This window comes from Candidatus Liberibacter asiaticus (assembly GCF_000590865.3).
In the GTDB taxonomy this organism is placed as follows: Bacteria; Pseudomonadota; Alphaproteobacteria; order Rhizobiales; family Rhizobiaceae; genus Liberibacter; species Liberibacter asiaticus.
On the sequence record NZ_CP010804.2, the window covers coordinates 459,101 to 478,174 of the forward strand.

Sequence of the window (19,074 nt, forward strand, 5' to 3'; positions counted from 1 at the left end):
CGTATGAGAATAATGAGAAGTGAAATATACGTCAAGCAAATATTGTGATTATTTTCGAATCATTTGTTGCAATGGGGATAGAAAATCTTTTCCAAGAAACAGAAAAATTGAAAATAAATAGACTAACATTGCACCTGACAACATGATTACAAGGTTTTTAAACGGGTCGAAAAATGTTGTCGCTGAGGAAAATTGATTGAAGTAAGGTCTAAATAATATGATAAAAAATCCCATTAATCCTGCAGATATTGAAACTGATAAGATTCTATAAATAGTTTTGAATGGTAAATTTATTTGTTTACGTTTTAGCAAAGTAATAGCTAGACAAATTGTGTTTACCCATGATGAAGAGACTTCCGCAAGAGCAATGCCATATCCTCCAATAAATGGAAATGATCCTATTGCTATCGTCAAATTTATGGCAATCGATACTATAGTAAATTTCATGGGAGCCTTCATATCATTTTGAGCATAAAATGCTGTACTCAGGCTTTTCGATAAAATATTTGCGAGTATACCTATGCTGTAAATCGATAAAAATGAAGATACAAGGATGGTATTTTGGGAAGAAAAAGCACCCCGTTCATAGAGTGTTTGGACAATTTCTTTCGAGAGCATAAATAAAGCAACAGCAGAAGGAATACCGAAGAACGAGATACATTCAATTGCTTGATTTTGCAGTTCAAAGCTTTTTTGTTTGTTTTTTGATCTTAGAGAACGAGATAGTGCTGGTAATATTACAATCATCATAGCCCCTCCAATGACTCCTACTGGCAGGCTATATATCCGTTCTGCATATTGAATTGCGGAAATAATTCCTGTTTCTCTAGAAGCTATAGCTCGTCCTACAATATTGCTTATTTGAATAATACCACCTGTCACCATGAGGGGGAATGTGAGCTTTAAAAAAAATTTAACATTGTGTGTTAGGCGAGGATATTGAAAGCGCAATTTAACTCCATCATTTTTTGCACAACAGTAAACGATCCAAAAGTGGACTACGTTGGACAAGAATACTCCCCAAGCCAAAAGATATGTTGTTTCTTGCGGACTAGAAGGATGCCAGAGTGCGTATGTTAGCGCAAAAATTGGGAAAACATTGATGACTATTGGGGCTATAGATGCAATAAAGTAACGCCCTAATGCAAATAGCATGCCTGTTACTAATGAGGCAAGTGATATGAAAATTATGCTTGGAAACATTACTCTGGATAATTGTATAGTTAAGAAATATTTATCTGATTGATCAGCAAATCCAGGAGCTATTATAAAGCGAATGAGCAATGGTAGGATGAGCTCTACGACAACCGTTAGTACTACGAGGCTAAGGATTAGAATGCTGAAAATTTCAGAAGACAGACGCTGAGCGCTTTCAGATCCATTATTTTCTTTTTCTTGGGAAAATAGGGGAATAAAAGAATTATGAAAGATACCTTCGGCGGCTAATCGACGAAAAATAAAAGTCAAATAAAATGCTACGTAAAAAACATCGGTTACCTTTCCTACCCCAAGCGTCGCGGCTACTAGGGTTTCACGTATAAATCCGAGAAAACGACTCCCTAATGTTGATGCACATACCGTAAGAAAGTTTCGAATAATCTTCATTTGGTGCAACATTCCTTGATAGCCCTGAGATTAGAAGGCGATGTCCATGTACGATTTTGTATATACATTGATTCCGGAGGAATAAGATAAATGACTCCTAATCGCGAGCAACATGAACGACCATCCTAGTATTTGTTTATATACTGGGCTATACGATATTGCAATTTCTTTTGATTGAAGGATAGGCAAGACTTACGAGGCATTGTATTGGATTCTAGAAGTTAATTTTACAGTCAATCGTTCTTTAGGATAGGGAATTGACCATTATTATTAATAAAGAGGTTTCTATGGATAAGAGTATTTCAACTGTCGCTCATGTAGATGAATTTTTACTGGAAAAACTTGCAAAAGTTGCATTACAAGTTGGTGTGAATATTCAAGAAGGACAACATCTTATAGTTATGGCTCCGGTTAGCGCGTTGCCTCTAGCAAGATTAATCACTAAACATGCTTATATGTTGGGCGCTGGATTAGTTAGTGTTTTTTATAAAGATAGCGAAGCTACTCTCATGCTTTACAAGTATGGCGCTGATTATGCTTTTGATAGAGTTGCAGATTGGTTTTGTGAAGGACTCGCAAAGGCGTATTCGGATAATACTGCTTTGTTGAGTATTTCTGGTGACAATCCGTTACTACTTGTTAATGAAGATTCTGACAAAGTGAGTCGTGTGAACCAAGCGTATTTAAAGGCTTATAAACCGGCTTTAGAGAGGATTTCCAATTTTGATATTAATTGGAGTATTGTTCCTTTTCCAAGTTGTGCTTGGGCGGAAATCGTTTATCCGGACGATCCTGTTCCAATCGCTATAGCAAAACTCGCAAACACCATTTTTTCTGTATCTCGCGCCCATTGCATTGATCCCATAGCTGCTTGGGCAGAGCATAATAATTTTCTCCATCAAAAGTCTCAATGGTTAAGCCAAAGAGATTTTGCGGAAATTCGTTTTTCGGGCCCCAATACATCTTTAAAGGTTGGGTTAGCAGAGGGACATCGGTGGTCAGGTGGGTCTTCTATCGCACAAAATGGCATCATGTGTAATCCTAATATTCCCACAGAAGAAGTATTCACCGCTCCACATGCAAGGAGAGTAGAGGGATATGCAACTAGTACCAAACCGCTCGTATATCAAGGTATGTTGATTGAGAATATCAGGGTGCGCTTTGATCAAGGGCGCGTCGTTGAAGCGTCTGCTTCGAAGGGAGAAGAGATGCTGAATAAAATTTTGGATATTGATGAAGGAGCGCGTAGACTTGGAGAGGTGGCGTTAGTCCCACATTCTTCTCTTTTGTCCAAAATGAATACTTTGTTTTATGATACCTTGTTTGATGAGAATGCTGCTTCGCATATAGCTTTTGGACAGTGCTATTCTAAATGCTTTAAAAAACCTGATAATGCACTTGATAATTGGCTAGAAGAAAGAGGTGGCAATTCAAGTATAACTCACATTGACTGGATGATTGGTTCTGGAGATATGAACGTTGATGGGCTTACAAAAAACGGCGTCCTTGTTCCTATTATGAGGGGAGGAGAGTGGGCTTTTTAAAATAACTCCCCTTGAGTTCCTTGCTTTTCCCTCTTGTTATTATGGAGTTGGCATTTCTTTGTAGGCTGTTCCTTTGGAGGGGCTTTATTTATTACGATGGCGTTGGCTTGTCCATCAAAAAAATTGATCAGAATTCTTGTTTTGGTGGCTAAGTTTCTTTTTTGGGTGATAAAGTTATTATTGGTATCTTGGATAGAGGTATATCCTCGTTTAAGTGTGTTTTTATAAGCAAAGGATTGCAAGATTCGGGTGGTAATTGAGACAGATGTATGGCAACTTTTTATTTTATGCGATAGTATGAATTCGATACGGGTGATTAGCTTTTTTATATGAGTATGAAGGTAGAATATGCGATTTTTTGTTTGTTCGCGTAGCATGTGGAGAATTGCGATTTTTTCTTTTTTTTCCAAGAAAATATAACGTAGGTGTTGTTTGACAATTTGTTCAATATGCTGTTGTTTTTCTAGGATATGTTGACGATTTTTTTGAATGTTGTGTATAAGAAAATCTGATTTTATCCTATTGATTATGTGGTTGAAGTGACGATATTTACGAAAAATTATGATTTCAAGATTGTGTTCTAATTCGCGGGGTAATCTATCAAGTCTATAACGTGAACATGAAAGAGTTTGATCAGAGTTTGGAAGAGCTTTGAGTAAAGAATTAAGGGTATTGATTTTGTATTTTATTAATCGAATGATTATGTTATTTAATCGGGCTTCAAGGTTTATGAGAGATGATTGCAGGTGCTCTTTCACAGGGACTGCCATTTCTGCGGCTCCTGTGGGAGTGGGGGCTCGTAAATCTGCGGCATAATCAGCAAGTGTCCAATCGGTTTCATGTCCGATGGCTGATATGATAGGAATAGAGCTATTTGCAATAGCTCGTACAATCATTTCATCGTTAAAATGCCATAGATCTTCTATGCTACCACCACCACGGGCAAGAATGATAATATCTGGTCTAGGACAGGTTCTTCCTTCTTTTAGGGTGTTTAGTTGAAGAATTGCATTGGCAATTTCTTTGGGGCATTCGTCTCCTTGTACTTTGACTGGGAAAATAATGACTCGCAAAGGAAATCTGCAGGAAATTCTTTGTAAAATATCACGAATGACCGCTCCGGTAGGAGATGTTATAACTGCAATGATTTTGGGTATAAAGGGTATAGGATTTTTGTGTTGGTCGGAGAAAAGCCCCTCTTCTAGTAGTTTCTTTTTCCTTTTTTCTAAAGCAGTCAGAAGTGTTCCCGAGCCTGATGGGATCAAGGATTCTATGATGATTTGATATTTCGAAGATCCTGGAAAAGTAGTGATTTTCCCGATGACAAGAAATTCTATTCCTTCTTCTGGAAGAAACTCTATTTTGTTGAGTGTGCCTTTCCAGATGATAGCATCAATTCGTGAGTGATTGTCTTTTAAGGAGAAATATGCGTGTCCTGATGAGTGGATTCCTCGATATCCAGATATTTCCCCTCGCACGCATACATGAGAAAGATTCGATTCAACTATATGTTTTAGATGGTAGGATAGTTCTGATACAGAATATTCTGGGTGGTCCAAAGAGTTTTTTTGAGAAAAAGGATTCATTGTTCGCAAGCGCTTTTAATTGTTTTGAGATATATTGGGAGAGGAATTATCATAATTCATAGATAGGATGAAAGTTAGATAAATTTTGATAATGAGGTTCATAAGTTTCAGCGTTATAATGCAATATAAATTAAATTGCCGTTCCTTATAGAAGCATTATGTTAAAAATATTTTTTCATAGTAATGCCATCTGATTATGTTATGGCGAGCTTTTTTAAATATGTTTTGGTATGTGTGTAAGTCCTTTAGGTATGAGATGCTTGGTGGAGTAAGAAAGTCTGTTCACGATATCCTATACTAATTTTTAATATAACATTATATTGGGAATATTTAGATACGTATTGAAAGTATCTGCGGGTTTAAATTAATAAAATTTATGAAAGATGTCATGTGAAGCAATGTATTATTTTTATTATCAATATCGTTGTTGTTTTTTTTATAGATGTGATGGGATTTTTTATATTGATGAAATGTGGAGCTGATCCATTTTATAGTAGGATATTTTCTATCGCAGTAGCGTTTTTAGTGACTTGGATACCAAGCCGTTTGTTTATATTTCTTAAATTGCGGCGTAAGTCTTTTCTTGAAACAGTTCGTTATGGGGTCATGTATTTTATGTTATCCATCCTAAATTACGCTTTTTACGTAAAATTATTACTAACTTTTCAGGGTTTACAACCGTTATTAGCGACTGTTTTATCCGCAGTGTCTTCAATGTTATTTGTTTTTTTACTGTATATTCGCTTTATGACTAGAAGAGTTTATTTTATCAAAAAATAATACAGTTGGTAATTAATCTTAAGTGGAGATTTTGATAATATAGGTGTCTTTGAAATTTACAAGTTATTGTATAAAGTGCTAGTTTGCAGGTTTTTATGGCATAGTATATAGTGATGAGTATTGACAATTTAGACATGAGAGCATTACTATTTTAGCATTATTGTTAGTGCTTTTGATTATGGTAGGGGCGGGGTCATTTCCCGCCGTTTTGTTTTGTAAGGTTGGGTATAGTGAGGGTAAGCGTTGGAAAGTACGCATTTTTTGCATAGTAAATATGAGCCTCGGATTTTTGGAGATATGGGATTGGCTGGTGATATATCTAGTGTAATTCAGCCTGTTATCGAAGAAATGAGTTTTAGGAGTGTACAGATATCTCTTTTAGAAGAAAAAAATCTTTTGTTGCAGATTTTTGTGGAACGTGATGATGGGAATATGACATTGCGTGACTGTGAAGAGTTATCTCAGGCTATATCCCCGATTCTTGATGTGGAAAATATAATAGAAGGGCATTATCGATTGGAGGTTTCTTCTCCTGGAATTGATCGTCCGATGGTTAGAAAATCTGATTTTCTACGATGGAATGGTCACGTTGTGGCGTGTGAGATAGTTTTGTCCTCAGGGGACAAACAAAAATTAATCGGGAAAATTATGGGAACTAGTGAGACTGGTTTTTTTCTTGAAAAAGAGAAAAGGGGGGAGAAGGATATGAATGAGTTGCAGATTGCAATATCGTTTGATTCTCTTCTTTCGGCTAGGCTTATTGTTACTGATGAATTACTACGTGCTTCCTTGAATAACTATGGAAGTTATGCTGGATTGTGAGAAATTAGGGAGATTTGTATGATGGTTTCCGCAAACCGACTTGAGCTTTTGCAAATTGCAGATGCTGTTGCTTATGAAAAATCAATAGATAGGGATGTAGTGCTCTCGGTCATGGCAGATTCTATTCAGAAGGCTGCGCGCTCTCTTTATGGCACGATGTCTGATATTCGGGTTGAAATTAATCCAGAAACGGGAGATATTTCCTTGTTTCGTCTATTAGAAGTGGTAGAAGAAGTTGAAAACTATACTTGTCAGATTTCATTGAAAGTAGCTCGTGATCGTGATCCTAGTATTGATATAGGCGGGGTTGTGAGTGATCCTCTTCCTCCAATGGATTTTGGTAGAGTGGCCGTTCAATCTGCTAAACAGGTAATTATCCAAAAAGTGCGTGAAGCTGAACGCGATCGTCAGTATCTCGAGTTTAAGGATAAGGTTGGGGAAATTATTAGTGGCACTGTTAAGCGTGTTGAATATGGTAATGTAATTGTTGATCTCGGGAATTCGGATGGGGTGATTCGTCGTGATGAGACAATTTCGCGGGAGAATCTGCGTCCAGGAGATCGTGTGAAAAGCTACATATATGATGTGAGGCGCGAACAAAGGGGGCCTCAAGTTCTATTGTCTCGCACGCATCCACAGTTTATGGTGAAGCTGTTTCATATGGAGGTTCCGGAAATTTATAATGGGATTGTTCAGGTAAAAGCAGTCTCACGTGATCCTGGTTCTCGTGCGAAATTAGCAGTTTTCTCTAGTGATTCTTCTATTGATCCTGTTGGTGCTTGTGTTGGTATGCGTGGATCACGTGTTCAGGCAGTTGTGACAGAATTAAGGGATGAGAAGATAGATATAGTCGTTTGGTCTCCTGATTCTGCAACGTTTGTGATCAATGCACTGCGTCCAGCTATCGTGACAAAAGTTGTCTTAGATGAGGATGTTGGGCGCATTGAAGTTATCGTTCCTAAAGAGCAACTCTCCTTAGCAATCGGTCGTCGTGGACAAAATGTACGTCTTGCTTCTCAGTTAACAGGTTGGACAATTGATATTATCACTGAAGAAGAAGATTCTATTAATCGTCAAAAAGATTTTAATGAACGCACTCAGTTTTTTATGCAAGCTATTAATGTTGATGAAATAATAGCGCATCTCCTTGTCGCTGAAGGTTTTGCTGATGTTGAAGAGTTGGCATGTGTTAAGATTAGCGAAATCGCCTCTATTGAAGGTTTTGATGAAGAGACAGCTGTTGAAATACAGGGGAGAGCGCGAGAGTACCTTGAAGGTATAGATATCACTCTTCAGAAGAAAATAAGGGAATTAGGTGTTTCAGAAGAATTGTGTAGTATCCCTGGAATCGATTCTAAAATAAAAGTAGCTCTTGGAGAAAATGGTATTAAAACCATGGAGGATCTAGCAGGCTGTTCTGTGGATGATTTGTTAGGTTGGAGTGAAAATAAGGGTGGTAATATTGAAAAGTTTGATGGTTTTTTATCGAGTTTAGGGACTCCAAAAGATCAGGTTGAAAGTATGATTATCCATGCGCGTTATAAAATGGGTTGGATTGAAAAAGAAAAAGTTGCGGATGAAGAGGTTCAAGATGCTAGTTAAAGAGGATCAATTGATTTGATTTGTTCTTAATGAGTGGTGTGGTAGTATCCCCTCTGTTCGCATTGGTTGTGATTACTAGGTGAATTTTTTATTTTCGTGTAGCTATGTTCCAATTATTTTGCAATTGGATAGTATTTATTATGGTGGTAGGTCTGATAATTATATTTAAGGGCTTAGATAAGTATTGATAAGCGTGGGTATATTAGAGATTTGTGTAATAGGATTTGGAAGTGTATAAAAGGTTGGTTTTTTATTTTCTCCGCGGTGGATTAAGGGCTTATGACAGATAATAAAGATAACAAGAAATCGAATGTGGTGGAGAAAAAGACTTTAACTCTAAAAACCTCATCTTTAGGCGTTGGGCATTCTTCATTCCAAAACCAGGGCGCAAATCAAGGTCGGGCTAGATCTGTCGTGGTGGAGACACGTAAGCGTCGTTCCTATGTTCAGGGAGAAGAGAAGGTATCTGTGTTTCGTAAGAGTTCACGGGTTATAGAATCTTCTTCCGATAGTTCTCAAGATTTATCGCAGGCGAAGGCTAAAGGAAATTTTAGAAGAGCATCTCGTTCTGACAAAGTGTCTTCGCAAAAAAATGATTCTTCTTTTGCAGGACTTTCTCAAGGGGAGATAGAAAGTCGCCGTCGTGCACTTCATGAAGCACAGGTACGTGAAGAAGAATTGCGAAAGAGATTAGAACAACAATCGCTTGAACAACCTTCTCAAGAAAGCAGTATTGACCTCCCTGAGGTATGTGATAGTCAGCAGGTTCCTGAGCAGGTTTTAGAAGATCCTTGTAAAGAAAAGGATCTTGAGATTAAAGATGTTGATGTGGGCACAGAGGTGGAATCCTCTGTTATTTTATCGCATGATATGGGTGATAGCGATTCTTCAAGTGTAGTTAATAATAAATTTAGAGAATCCTCAAGTGATGCGAGTAGTAATCGTGGTAAATCTCGAGGTGGGGCAGGTAAGTATGCTTCTGTTAATTCATCCAAGCCTGTGACTCGTAATAAGGTGGGAGATGATGATAAAAAGTATAAGAAAGTTAGGATTGCTGTAGCGGCTGATGTTGATGAAGAGGGAGGAGCTTCGCGAGGAAGATCTCTTTCAGCGATGCGTCGTAGGCAAGAGAAATTTCGTCGGAATCAACAGCAGGAAAAGAGAGAAAAAATTTCTCGCGAGATCGTAGTTCCCGAAACTATTACAATACAAGAATTATCTCAACGTATGTCGGAACGTTCAGCGGATGTTATAAAGTTTCTGATGAAAGAAGGGCAGATCATGAAGCCGGGAGATGTCATAGATGCAGATCTGTCTGAGATAATCGCCAATGAATTTGGAAATACTGTGAAGCGTGTTTTAGAGTCAGATATCGAAGTGGGTATTTTTGATGTCGCGGATAGTGAAAGTGACTTGGATATTCGTCCTCCTGTTGTGACGATTATGGGACATGTAGATCATGGTAAGACATCTCTTCTTGATGCTATACGCAAAGCTGATGTGGCAAAAGGAGAAATAGGGGGGATAACTCAGCATATAGGTGCCTATCAAGTTGCTTATCAAGGAAAAAATATTACATTTCTTGACACTCCAGGTCATGCCGCTTTCTATGAAATGCGTGCTCGTGGTGCTCGTGTTACGGATATTGCTGTTCTTGTATTAGCTGCAGATGAGGAAATAATGCCTCAGGCTATTGAATCTATTAATCATGCTAAAGCCGCGGATGTTTCAATTATCGTTGCGATTAATAAGATTGATAAGCTAGGCGCAGATCCGCAAAAAGTGCGTATGAGTTTGTTAAAACACGATGTCTTTGTTGAAAGTATGGGGGGGGATATTCTAGATGTTGAGATTTCTGCAAAGAATAACCTCAATTTAGATAAGTTACTTGATGCTATTCTTTTGCAAGCAGAAATGCTAGATTTGAAAACCAGTATCAACCGTAAGGCGGAAGGGATTGTAGTTGAAGGCAAGCTTGACCGTGGAAGGGGGCCTGTTGTCACTGTTTTAGTGCAAAAGGGGACCTTAAGTAAGGGTAATATTTTGGTTGTTGGTGATCAATGGGGAAAGATTAGAGCGTTGTTTAATGATAGGGGGCAGGGTATTTCAAAAGCTGTGCCATCTATGCCAATTGAAGTTCTTGGTCTTCAAGGAATGCCGATGGCTGGGGATAAATTTGGTGTTGTTGATAGTGAAAGTCGTGCACGAGAGATCGCGCAATATAGACAGCGTGTGACACGAAATAAGTCTATGGCACGTCGATTGGGTTCGCATAGTGCTTTAGAGAAGCTTGTGAAGAATGCAAATATATCATCTAAAATGAAAGAATTTCCTGTTATTATAAAGGGTGATGTTCAGGGTTCTGTAGAGGCCATTGTTGATTCTTTGGGTGCATTGAAAAATAGTGAGGTTTGTCTCTCCATCGTCCATTCTAGTGTTGGAGCAATTAACGAAACAGATGTATCTTTGGCTAAAGCGTCTGGTGCTGTCATTTTTGGTTTTAATGTTCGGGCAAGTTCTCAAGCGCGAGTTCTTGCTATAAAAGATGAAATCAAGATACTTTATTACAAGATCATTTATGATCTTCTTGATTCAATAAAAGATTCTATGTCAGAGTTATTGTCTCCGGAAATTCGAGAAACGTTTTTAGGTAATGCTGAAGTATTAGAGGTTTTCGCCGTTACTAAGTTGGGAAATGTAGCTGGTTGTAAGGTGTCGGAAGGTAAGGTGGAGCGTGGATCAGGTGTACGTCTTATACGTAATAGCACGGTGATTTATGAAGGAAAACTTAAAACACTTAAGCGTTTTAAAGATGAGGTTTCAGAGGTCCATGCAGGACAAGATTGTGGTATGGCTTTTGAAAAATATGATAATATACAAGCTGGTGATATGATTGAATGTTTTAGTATAGAGCATATAAAACGTTCTCTTTGATAGATTGTTATTGTTTTTATGGCAGTTAAGTATTTAGAGGATATCATGCTTTGAAAAATAAGAATCCAAAAAATTCTAGGCGTGCGTTACGTGTTGGAGAAGAAGTTCGTTCTGCTCTGATGTGGGTGATCTTAAATAATGAGTTTCAAGATCGTTTAATTAGTAGGGATGTTATATCTATTTCAGAGGTTTGTATGTCAGTCGATTTGAGAGTTGCTACGGTGTATATCTCGTTACCTCTAGATGTTTCTCCTGACAGAGTAATTTCTGCTTTGAATTGCAACATCAAATTTATTCGAGGACGTATAGGTCGATCTCTTAGAAACCTAAGATATGTGCCGGAGCTTCGATTTCGATATGATACATCCTTGCAGAGTTATTGGAAACTAAATGCATTGATGTGTTTGCCAAAAATACCTGTAGCACTTGAAAAGTGATAAGGTTTTTAAGTGATAAAAAGGTTATTTCAGTAAAATGGTTTTCCATTGATTGAAAAAATGTAGATTAACACAATTCATTGGTCTATTGGAAGAAGGGTGTTGGTTTACATTTGTATATTTTTCTTTGAAAGGAGTGTTTATGTCAATAACTTTAGAGCGCAAAAGAGAGTTGATGAAGGAATATGCTGTATCACCAGGGGATACTGGTTCTCCAGAAGTACAGGTTGCAGTTTGCACCGAACGGATAGCAAATCTTACAGAGCATTTTAAGAGTGCTAAAAAAGATGTGAATTCTAAAATAGGACTTGGTAGATTAATTTCTTTAAGAAGTTCTCTTTTGAAATATCTTGAAAGAAAAGATGTAGAGAGATATAAGAGACTAGTTCAAAGTTTGAAACTTCGTCGGTAATCTTTTTCTTTTCCCTTCCATATTGGGTTTAAGTAAGTTTTTATGTGGTGATAGGTAACTGATCCATCGTATTTTATTGAGATGGGTTCAAGTGTTAATGAGGACAATTGGATTTTTTTATCCAGCTGATTCTTTTTTGCATGCTTTTTGTGAAGTATGTTATTCTGATTGGTTTTTGAATTAGGGATGTGTAATATGTTCGATGTGCATACAGTTGAAATTGAGTGGGCTGGTCGTCCGCTTAAATTGGAAACCGGTAGGATTGCACGACAATCTGATGGAGCTGTTTTGGCAACTTATGGAGAGACGGTTGTTTTAGCTACTGTTGTGTACGATAGGTCTCTTAAAGATGGACAAGATTTTTTCCCTTTAACTGTCAATTATCAAGAACGGACATATGCTGTTGGTAAAATTCCAGGGGGATACTTAAGGCGTGAGTCTCGTCCTACAGAAAATGAAATTTTGATTTCTCGTATGATTGACCGTTCTATTCGTCCCTTGTTTTCAAAGTGTTATAAAAATGAGACACAGGTAATCATTAATGTTATGCAACATGATTTGGAAAGTAGTCCTCATGTTGTCAGTATGGTAGCCGCATCTGCTGCGTTAATGTTATCGGGATTGCCATTTGAAGGTCCTGTTGTGGGTGCACAAGTGGATTATATCAATGGGCAATATGTTTTAAATCCACGTTTAGATGAAGATCAGGGATCTCTTGATCTTTTTGTTTCGGGTACTCAAGATGCTGTTCTTATGGTTGAGTTAGAGGCTAACCAATTGTCCGAAGATGTTGTGTTGGATGCTATCATCTTTGGTCATAATGAATGTAAGCCTGTTATTGAAGCTATTTCCAAACTTGCAAAGATGTGTGCAAAAGAGCCGATAGTCATAGATTCAAAGGATTTTTCGAAATTGGAAGAGGAAATGTCCCAGATGATCAAAGAAGATCTTCGGGTTTCTTGTTTTATCCCTGAGAAATATGTGCGTTGTAAACAGATTGATGATCTTAAGAAAAAAATGGTTTCTTATTTTAGTAGTGAGCATTCTTCTTGGAACGAAGGAGAAATCGTTTCTGTGTTTGAGGATATACAGGCTAAGGTTGTTCGTACGGTCATGCTGGACAAAAAAGTTCGTATGGATGGACGTGATTCTGAGACAGTGCGTGATATTAGTGCACAAGTTGGTCTTCTACAGCGTACACATGGTTCATCGCTTTTTATTCGAGGTGATACCCAGGCAATAGTAGTGGTAACTCTTGGGACAAGAGAAGATGAGCAATATGTCGATTCTTTATCTGGAACACAAAGAAATGATTTTATGATGCATTATAATTTTTTACCTTGTGCTACAGGAGAAGTTAGTCGAATGGGAGCTCCTAGTCGGCGTGAAATAGGTCATGGTAGGTTAGCGCGACGAGCTATTCATCCTGTTTTGCCACAGACTGCACAGTTTCCTTATACTTTACGCATAGTTTCTGAAATCACTGAATCTGATGGCTCTTCTTCAATGGCAACAGTATGTGGATCTTCATTAGCGTTGATGGATGCTGGTGTTCCTATCTCCAAACCAGTTGCGGGCATAGCTATGGGATTGGTAAAAGACGGGGATGATTTCATTATTTTGTCTGATATATCGGGAGATGAAGATCATCTAGGGCATATGGATTTTAAAGTTGCAGGGACGGATTCGGGTATTACTGCAATGCAAATGGATATGAAGATAGGGGGGATTTCTGAAAATATTATGGTGATGGCCTTGCAACAAGCAAAGAGAGGGCGTCTTCATATTTTAAATGAAATGTCTAAGGTTCTCTCAGAGAGTCGTTTGCAACTTGGTGAGTTTACCCCACGTGTTGAAATTATGGCTATCCCTCCTGATCAAATACGAAATGTCATTGGAATGGGGGGTAAGGTTATCCGTGGTATAGTTGAACAGACGGGTGCAAAGGTCAATATAGATGATGATGGTACCGTTAAAATAGCATCTTCTTCCCTTGCAGAAATAGAGGCTGCGCGTGAGATGATACGTTCCATTACGGATGTACCAGAAGTCAATAAGATTTATAAAGGACAAGTAGTTAAGGTTATGGATTTTGGTGCTTTCGTGCATTTTTGTGGTGCACGTGATGGACTTGTACACATATCTCAGCTTTCTACGGAGAGAGTTGCTAAGACAAGTGATGTCGTCAAAGAAGGTGATACTGTGTGGGTGAAATTATTGGATTTTGACGATCGGGGAAAAATTAAATTGTCTATGAAGGTCGTTGATCAGAATACAGGAAAACCTATTGTTTGATTGTTAGTGTTTTAGTTTTTCGATTTTTTTAATTTATGTGTATGAGTGAGTATATTGATGAAATGACTTTTGTTGTAAAATCGTATTAACAAAATATTCTCTTTTCGTTGAAAAGTGGCGTTTGGTTTGCTTTGGTAAGTGTAATCTAGTATTTTTTGTGAGTGTTAGTACTCAATCTATAATGTGTAAGTGTGTTTTTGTAATTCGAATATCGACTAGGTATGTTCTGTAGTTTTTATTATGTTGTAAGGTAGAAAGACAAGTATATGGTAAGTAAAAACTTTTATAGAAAGTAAAGGTATATAGGTAATCAATAATATTTTTTGAAAAAATTTTTTATTATAGAAATTATTTTGTTACTGAATTATAAAATGGCGATTCTTTTTTTTTTTTTGATATTTTTACTATGAATTGTTTTTATTGATATAAATTTTTAAGTAAAAAAGGTGTGCGATAGATTCGCAACTTTAATTGTATGAGAAGTATTGATTTTTTTAATTTTTATATCTAGGTGCATGTGTCTTCCTGTATTCATGCTATGTAGTGTCGTACGTAGAGAAGAGATTTGCCACCAAAAGAGAGGGGAAATTGTATATATGGATGACGATGCTTCTTTTGATAGCTCTGAGAGATTTCTCGAGATGACTGTTGATATAGTTGCCGCGTATGTGAGCAATCACGTTGTTCCGATGGCTGATATCGGAAGTCTCATTACGGACGTGCACTCTGCGCTTCAGAGAGTAGTTTCTCGTGCTCCTTGTCAGGATAACGTGCAACCTGAAAGGCTCAAACCAGCAGTACCAATACGCAAATCTATAGAAAATGGTTGTCTATATTGTTTGGAAGATGGGATGCAATTTAAGTCTTTAAAGCGTCATCTTAAAACGCATCACAATATGACTCCTGATGAGTACCGTATTAAGTGGAATTTAGCTAGTGACTATCCGATGGTTTCTCGAGAATATGCTACTACTCGTTCGAAACTTGCTAAGAATATGGGTCTTGGGCGTGGTCGTAAAAAACGTGTATTGACTTCTAAGGTATGAATTCTGATATTTTTTTTGTTAATGCTTAACAAAAAAATAGTTATTGGGACAGCAAAGTATTCTTTGATTATCTATATTAAAATACTTTGTCATCTTATTGCGAAGGAGTTATGAACCAATTTTGTAGAAAATTTTCATATATACAGGTTAAATCTTCAAGATCTTGAAGGGATGCGTTTTCATTTAGGGCGTGCATTGTTCTTCCTACAAGTCCAAATTCTATAACAGGACAGTAATCTTTGATAAAGCGTGCATCAGATGTTCCTCCAGAAGTGGATAATAGGGGAATATTTCCAGTCGTATTGTAGATGCTCTTACTTAACAGAGATGTTAGTTTCCTATCATGTGTTAAAAAGACAGGACTCACAGGCGATGAAAAGTGTACGGTATGAGATAGTTTTGGTACATTTTGGATTCCTTTTATTAGACGCGATCTAATTTCCTCTTTTAAGGTTTTTTCATTCCAAAGATCGTTGAAGCGTATGTTAAAAGACATCTTAACTTGTGCTGGAATGACATTTTTTGAAGGATTTCCTACGTCTATTGTTGTTATTTCCATATTTGTAGGTGAGAAAGTAGTGTTGCCAGTATCAAATCCTATGTTGGTTAATTGATGCAATAGTGGGATCAGTCCCCTTATGGGATTCTCCGTTAGATGTGGATAGGCTACGTGTCCTTGTTTGCCATGAATGGTGATCTCTCCTGAAAGGCTTCCTCGGCGTCCGATTTTTATTGTATCTCCTATTATATGGTTGCATGTTGGTTCTCCTACTATACATGCATCCCATTTTTCTCCCTTTTTTTCGATCCATGATAGCATTTTTTTTGTGCCATTTATTGCAGGACCTTCTTCATCTCCGGTGATTAAAAGGGAAATAGATCCAAAATTTTTATATTTTGGAATAAAGCGGGCAACGGCAGCTATAAAACAAGCGATGCTTCCTTTCATATCGACAATTCCACGTCCATATATTTTTCCTTCTGCAATAGTTGCTGAAAATGGTGGATATGTCCAATGATTAAAATCGCCAGGAGGCACAACATCAATATGTCCAGCAAACATTAAATGGGGTGCTTCCGTACCAAAGCGAGCATAAAGATTTTTGACGATTGAGGTGTTTTTTGTTTGAAAATCTTTTTCTTCAATAGAAAAGCCAAGTAGCTTTAAAGTATTGACTAGTATGAAAAATGCTCCTCCGTCTTGTGGAGTGACTGAAGGGCACTTTATTAATTGTATGAGATGTTCTAGACAATCTGGGGTCATTGTAGCAAAACGTTTTGATATTATGAATAATCACGTAATAGTGTATTGATGCTAGTTTTAGATCTAGTTTTTTCATCTACTTTTTTAATTATAACTGCGCAATAAAGGTGTGGCCCTGCTATATCACCTTTTAAATTTATACTAGGATAACTGCCAGGAACGACTACAGAATACGAGGGAACTTCGCCATAAGTAATTTCTCCTGTATTACGGTCTATAATTTTAGTAGATTTTCCAATAAACACCCCCATTCCGAGGACAGATCCTTCGCGAATTATGCATCCCTCTACTATTTCGGAACGAGCTCCAATAAAGCAATTATCTTCTATGATAGTTGGTCCTGTTTGTATTGGTTCAAGTACACCACCAATGCCTACTCCTCCAGAAATATGGACATTTTTCCCAATTTGAGCACACGATCCTACTGTTGACCAAGTGTCTATCATGCTTCCTTCGCCAATATAAGCTCCCATATTGACAAAAGATGGCATCAAGACAGCTTTAGGTCCGATATATGCGGAATGACGTACTATTGTGCCAGGAATAATGCGGAAGTTATGTTTTTCAAAATCCTTGGTTTTCCAATCATCAAATTTTGCAGGTATTTTATCCCACCATGTTGAATAACCATTCCCATCTGAAATAATTTTTGTAGGATTGATTTGGAACGATAACAAAATAGCTTTTTTGATCCACTGATGTGTGTTCCAATGACCATTATCATCACGTGATGCAATTCGTATTATCCCTCTGTCTAATAGGTCTAAGGTAGATTGGACGGCATCTTTCACATCTTGTGGAATTGATTCGTTTTTAGAGTTGGATTCTTCGAAGAAAGAATCAATGATTTCTTCTAAGGTGCTAACGATAGTGATCATGAGGGATCCTTATTACGGAGTAAAAGTAGCAATTGATAGTTTGAATCAGAGGCGCAGTAAATGTATTTTCCTGTTATGTAATACGATATTTTATGTCGTTTTTAGAAAGTTTTGTAGTTCTTTGCGAATTTTTTGTGCATTAATCTCCAATTTTGCAAAATTTTCTATTTTTTGTGTTGGGTGAATATTCGTATGGGAGGCGTTGTCCCCATTTTTGCAAGGAATAACATGAAAATGCAAATGGGGAACGGTTTGTCCTGCAGCATGTCCATTGAACTGCAAGATTTGGATGCCATCCGCTTGGAAAGCGCTTTTGCACGCTATTGCAATTTTTTTGATTAAAAACGCTATCTGAGAAAGAATCTCTGGGGGGGCTTCAAAAATATCTCTTATACGAGATTTTGGAATAATCAAAACATGTCCTGGATTACGAGGCATAATATCCATTATAGCAAGTAAAATATCATCTTCGTAAACGCGACATGCATTTGTTTCGTTACGTATGATTTTTATGAAGATATTCTGATTATCGTAATGAGTTGAAGATTTTTCTTTCATAGGTGTATATCTCTTAAGTGGTGTGATGTTATTTTAGCGAGTTGATAATTAATATTTTAGGAAAGTCGATAAGACAAATCAAAGCCTAGTAAGAGCGAGTTTATTAGCGTTTTTCTATTATGCATCCAACGCGGTGTCATATAATGAAACTACTGGCGATAATAATAGTTTATTTTCTTTTTGAAAAGAGAAAAGGTATTATTTGTGGACGCCTCTTGAATATGTTGTTAGAAGAGAAAAGCTTTTTAAGCAATTAAGTACAATATCTAGGGGATGAACTTGATTTTATATTAAGTCGGGTGTATTCCTGAAGTAGTTGAATATTTCACACGCAAAAGTACGGAGTTATCATCTTTTTATTTAGTTGGTGGCTTTTCCGGTGGCATGATGTTTTGGCATTGTGATTCACGTTTTGCGGAGGACAAACCGGATATACAAGGATTTTTAAGTTATGGCTCTTCCACAATTTACCATACGACAGCTCTTAGAGAGTGGAGTACAATTTGGTCATCGGAATTTTTTATGGAATCCGAAGATGGAACGTTACATTTTTTGTGAGCGGAATAACACTCACATTATAGATCTTTCTCAAACAGTTCCTATGTTGCAGAAGGCGTTGCAAGTTATTTCTGATACTGTTGCACGAGGCGGCCGTATTTTATTTGTAGCTACGAAGTCACAAGCTTCTGATTGTGTCATGGAAGCTGCCAAACGTTCTGCGCAGTATTGTGTAAATTCTAAGTGGTTAGGTGGTATGATGACCAACTGGAAAACTGTTTCTCAATCTATTCAGAAATTGCGAGATTTAGAGGAGCTCCTCAATAAGGAAAACCAAGGGTTTACTAAGAAAGAACGTTTAAATATCGAACGTAAGCGTGATAAGCTCAAAAGAGCTCTAGATGGTATCCGTGATATGGGTGGATTGCCTGATTTAATGTTTGTTGTTGACACCAATCGGGAGAAGCTTGCTATCCAAGAGGCTCGTCGCTTGCGCATACCCATAGTAGCAGTGGTTGATACTAATAGCAATCCTGACTTGGTGGATTATGTCATACCAGGAAATGACGATTCCTCTCGCTCTATTGCGCTGTTTTGCGATCTTGTTGCATCGGCAGCTATTGATGGTATTGCACGACAGCATAGTTATATGGGTGCAGATACAAAGTCTGCAGGTGAAACTGTGGTTCATTCAAAAGAGGGTATGCAGCTGGAAGAGGATTCACAATCTTCCGAAAGTTCGGTGCTTGATGGTCAAGAGGTGGCTGTTGTTCCTGAATTGATGAGTTGATTTTTTTGCGTATTGGGGGAAAG

Annotated in this window: 15 protein-coding genes; 10 read left to right on the forward strand and 5 right to left on the reverse strand. The window is 37.5% G+C overall.

Going from position 1 to position 19,074, the window contains the following annotated elements; genetic code table 11:
- Positions 1 to 48: 48 nt before the first annotated feature.
- Complete coding sequence (murJ, locus tag CD16_RS02065) at positions 49 to 1,605, reverse strand: murein biosynthesis integral membrane protein MurJ (protein ID WP_012778749.1); 1,557 nt, start codon at positions 1,603 to 1,605, stop codon at positions 49 to 51.
- A 287-nt stretch (positions 1,606 to 1,892) separates the two neighbouring features.
- Here murJ and CD16_RS02070 point away from each other — a divergent pair, with 287 nt between their 5' ends.
- On the forward strand, positions 1,893 to 3,149 hold the full coding sequence (locus tag CD16_RS02070) for an aminopeptidase (protein ID WP_012778750.1): 1,257 nt from the start codon (positions 1,893 to 1,895) through the stop codon (positions 3,147 to 3,149).
- On the opposite strand, the gene xseA is transcribed toward CD16_RS02070, so the two are convergent.
- Positions 3,146 to 4,735 (reverse strand): exodeoxyribonuclease VII large subunit, encoded by a 1,590-nt coding sequence (gene xseA / locus CD16_RS02075; RefSeq protein ID WP_012778751.1) that lies wholly within the window; start codon positions 4,733 to 4,735, stop codon positions 3,146 to 3,148. The genes CD16_RS02070 and xseA overlap by 4 nt on opposite strands.
- 390 nt (positions 4,736 to 5,125) lie before the next feature.
- Here xseA and CD16_RS02080 point away from each other — a divergent pair, with 390 nt between their 5' ends.
- The 8 genes from CD16_RS02080 (at position 5,126) to CD16_RS02115 (ending at position 15,063) form a co-directional block, all read left to right on the forward strand.
- Positions 5,126 to 5,515 carry a GtrA family protein gene (locus CD16_RS02080; RefSeq protein WP_012778752.1) on the forward strand — a complete coding sequence of 130 codons (390 nt, stop codon included), beginning with the start codon at positions 5,126 to 5,128 and terminating at the stop codon, positions 5,513 to 5,515.
- Positions 5,516 to 5,758: 243 nt separating this feature from the next.
- A complete protein-coding gene (gene rimP, locus CD16_RS02085) occupies positions 5,759 to 6,337 on the forward strand; it encodes a ribosome maturation factor RimP (RefSeq protein ID WP_012778753.1) in 579 nt (192 codons plus the stop codon).
- Positions 6,338 to 6,355: 18 nt separating this feature from the next.
- Positions 6,356 to 7,939, forward strand: a complete 1,584-nt coding sequence (gene nusA, locus CD16_RS02090) for a transcription termination factor NusA (RefSeq protein WP_050815691.1) — start codon at positions 6,356 to 6,358, stop codon at positions 7,937 to 7,939.
- Between the two features lie 279 nt (positions 7,940 to 8,218).
- Positions 8,219 to 10,873 carry a translation initiation factor IF-2 gene (infB, locus tag CD16_RS02095; RefSeq protein ID WP_012778755.1) on the forward strand — a complete coding sequence of 885 codons (2,655 nt, stop codon included), beginning with the start codon at positions 8,219 to 8,221 and terminating at the stop codon, positions 10,871 to 10,873.
- Positions 10,874 to 10,923: 50 nt separating this feature from the next.
- Positions 10,924 to 11,310 carry a ribosome-binding factor A gene (locus tag CD16_RS02100; protein WP_012778756.1) on the forward strand — a complete coding sequence of 129 codons (387 nt, stop codon included), beginning with the start codon at positions 10,924 to 10,926 and terminating at the stop codon, positions 11,308 to 11,310.
- Between the two features lie 142 nt (positions 11,311 to 11,452).
- Positions 11,453 to 11,722 (forward strand): 30S ribosomal protein S15, encoded by a 270-nt coding sequence (gene rpsO / locus CD16_RS02105; protein ID WP_012778757.1) that lies wholly within the window; start codon positions 11,453 to 11,455, stop codon positions 11,720 to 11,722.
- Positions 11,723 to 11,908: 186 nt separating this feature from the next.
- Positions 11,909 to 14,017 (forward strand): polyribonucleotide nucleotidyltransferase, encoded by a 2,109-nt coding sequence (gene pnp / locus CD16_RS02110; RefSeq protein WP_413464081.1) that lies wholly within the window; start codon positions 11,909 to 11,911, stop codon positions 14,015 to 14,017.
- Positions 14,018 to 14,613: 596 nt separating this feature from the next.
- Positions 14,614 to 15,063: a Ros/MucR family transcriptional regulator gene (locus CD16_RS02115; protein ID WP_012778759.1), complete on the forward strand. Its 450-nt coding sequence runs from the start codon at positions 14,614 to 14,616 to the stop codon at positions 15,061 to 15,063.
- A 94-nt stretch (positions 15,064 to 15,157) separates the two neighbouring features.
- On the opposite strand, the gene dapE is transcribed toward CD16_RS02115, so the two are convergent.
- The 3 genes from dapE to CD16_RS02130 all read right to left on the reverse strand — a co-directional run bounded on the left by dapE (position 15,158) and on the right by CD16_RS02130 (position 17,763).
- Complete coding sequence (gene dapE / locus CD16_RS02120) at positions 15,158 to 16,327, reverse strand: succinyl-diaminopimelate desuccinylase (RefSeq protein WP_015452377.1); 1,170 nt, start codon at positions 16,325 to 16,327, stop codon at positions 15,158 to 15,160.
- Positions 16,328 to 16,347: 20 nt separating this feature from the next.
- Complete coding sequence (dapD, locus tag CD16_RS02125) at positions 16,348 to 17,202, reverse strand: 2,3,4,5-tetrahydropyridine-2,6-dicarboxylate N-succinyltransferase (protein WP_031934844.1); 855 nt, start codon at positions 17,200 to 17,202, stop codon at positions 16,348 to 16,350.
- A 93-nt stretch (positions 17,203 to 17,295) separates the two neighbouring features.
- Complete coding sequence (locus CD16_RS02130; protein WP_015452380.1) at positions 17,296 to 17,763, reverse strand: HIT family protein; 468 nt, start codon at positions 17,761 to 17,763, stop codon at positions 17,296 to 17,298.
- A 451-nt stretch (positions 17,764 to 18,214) separates the two neighbouring features.
- Here CD16_RS02130 and rpsB point away from each other — a divergent pair, with 451 nt between their 5' ends.
- Positions 18,215 to 19,051: a 30S ribosomal protein S2 gene (gene rpsB, locus CD16_RS02135; protein ID WP_015452382.1), complete on the forward strand. Its 837-nt coding sequence runs from the start codon at positions 18,215 to 18,217 to the stop codon at positions 19,049 to 19,051.
- The last annotated feature ends 23 nt before the right edge of the window (positions 19,052 to 19,074 follow it).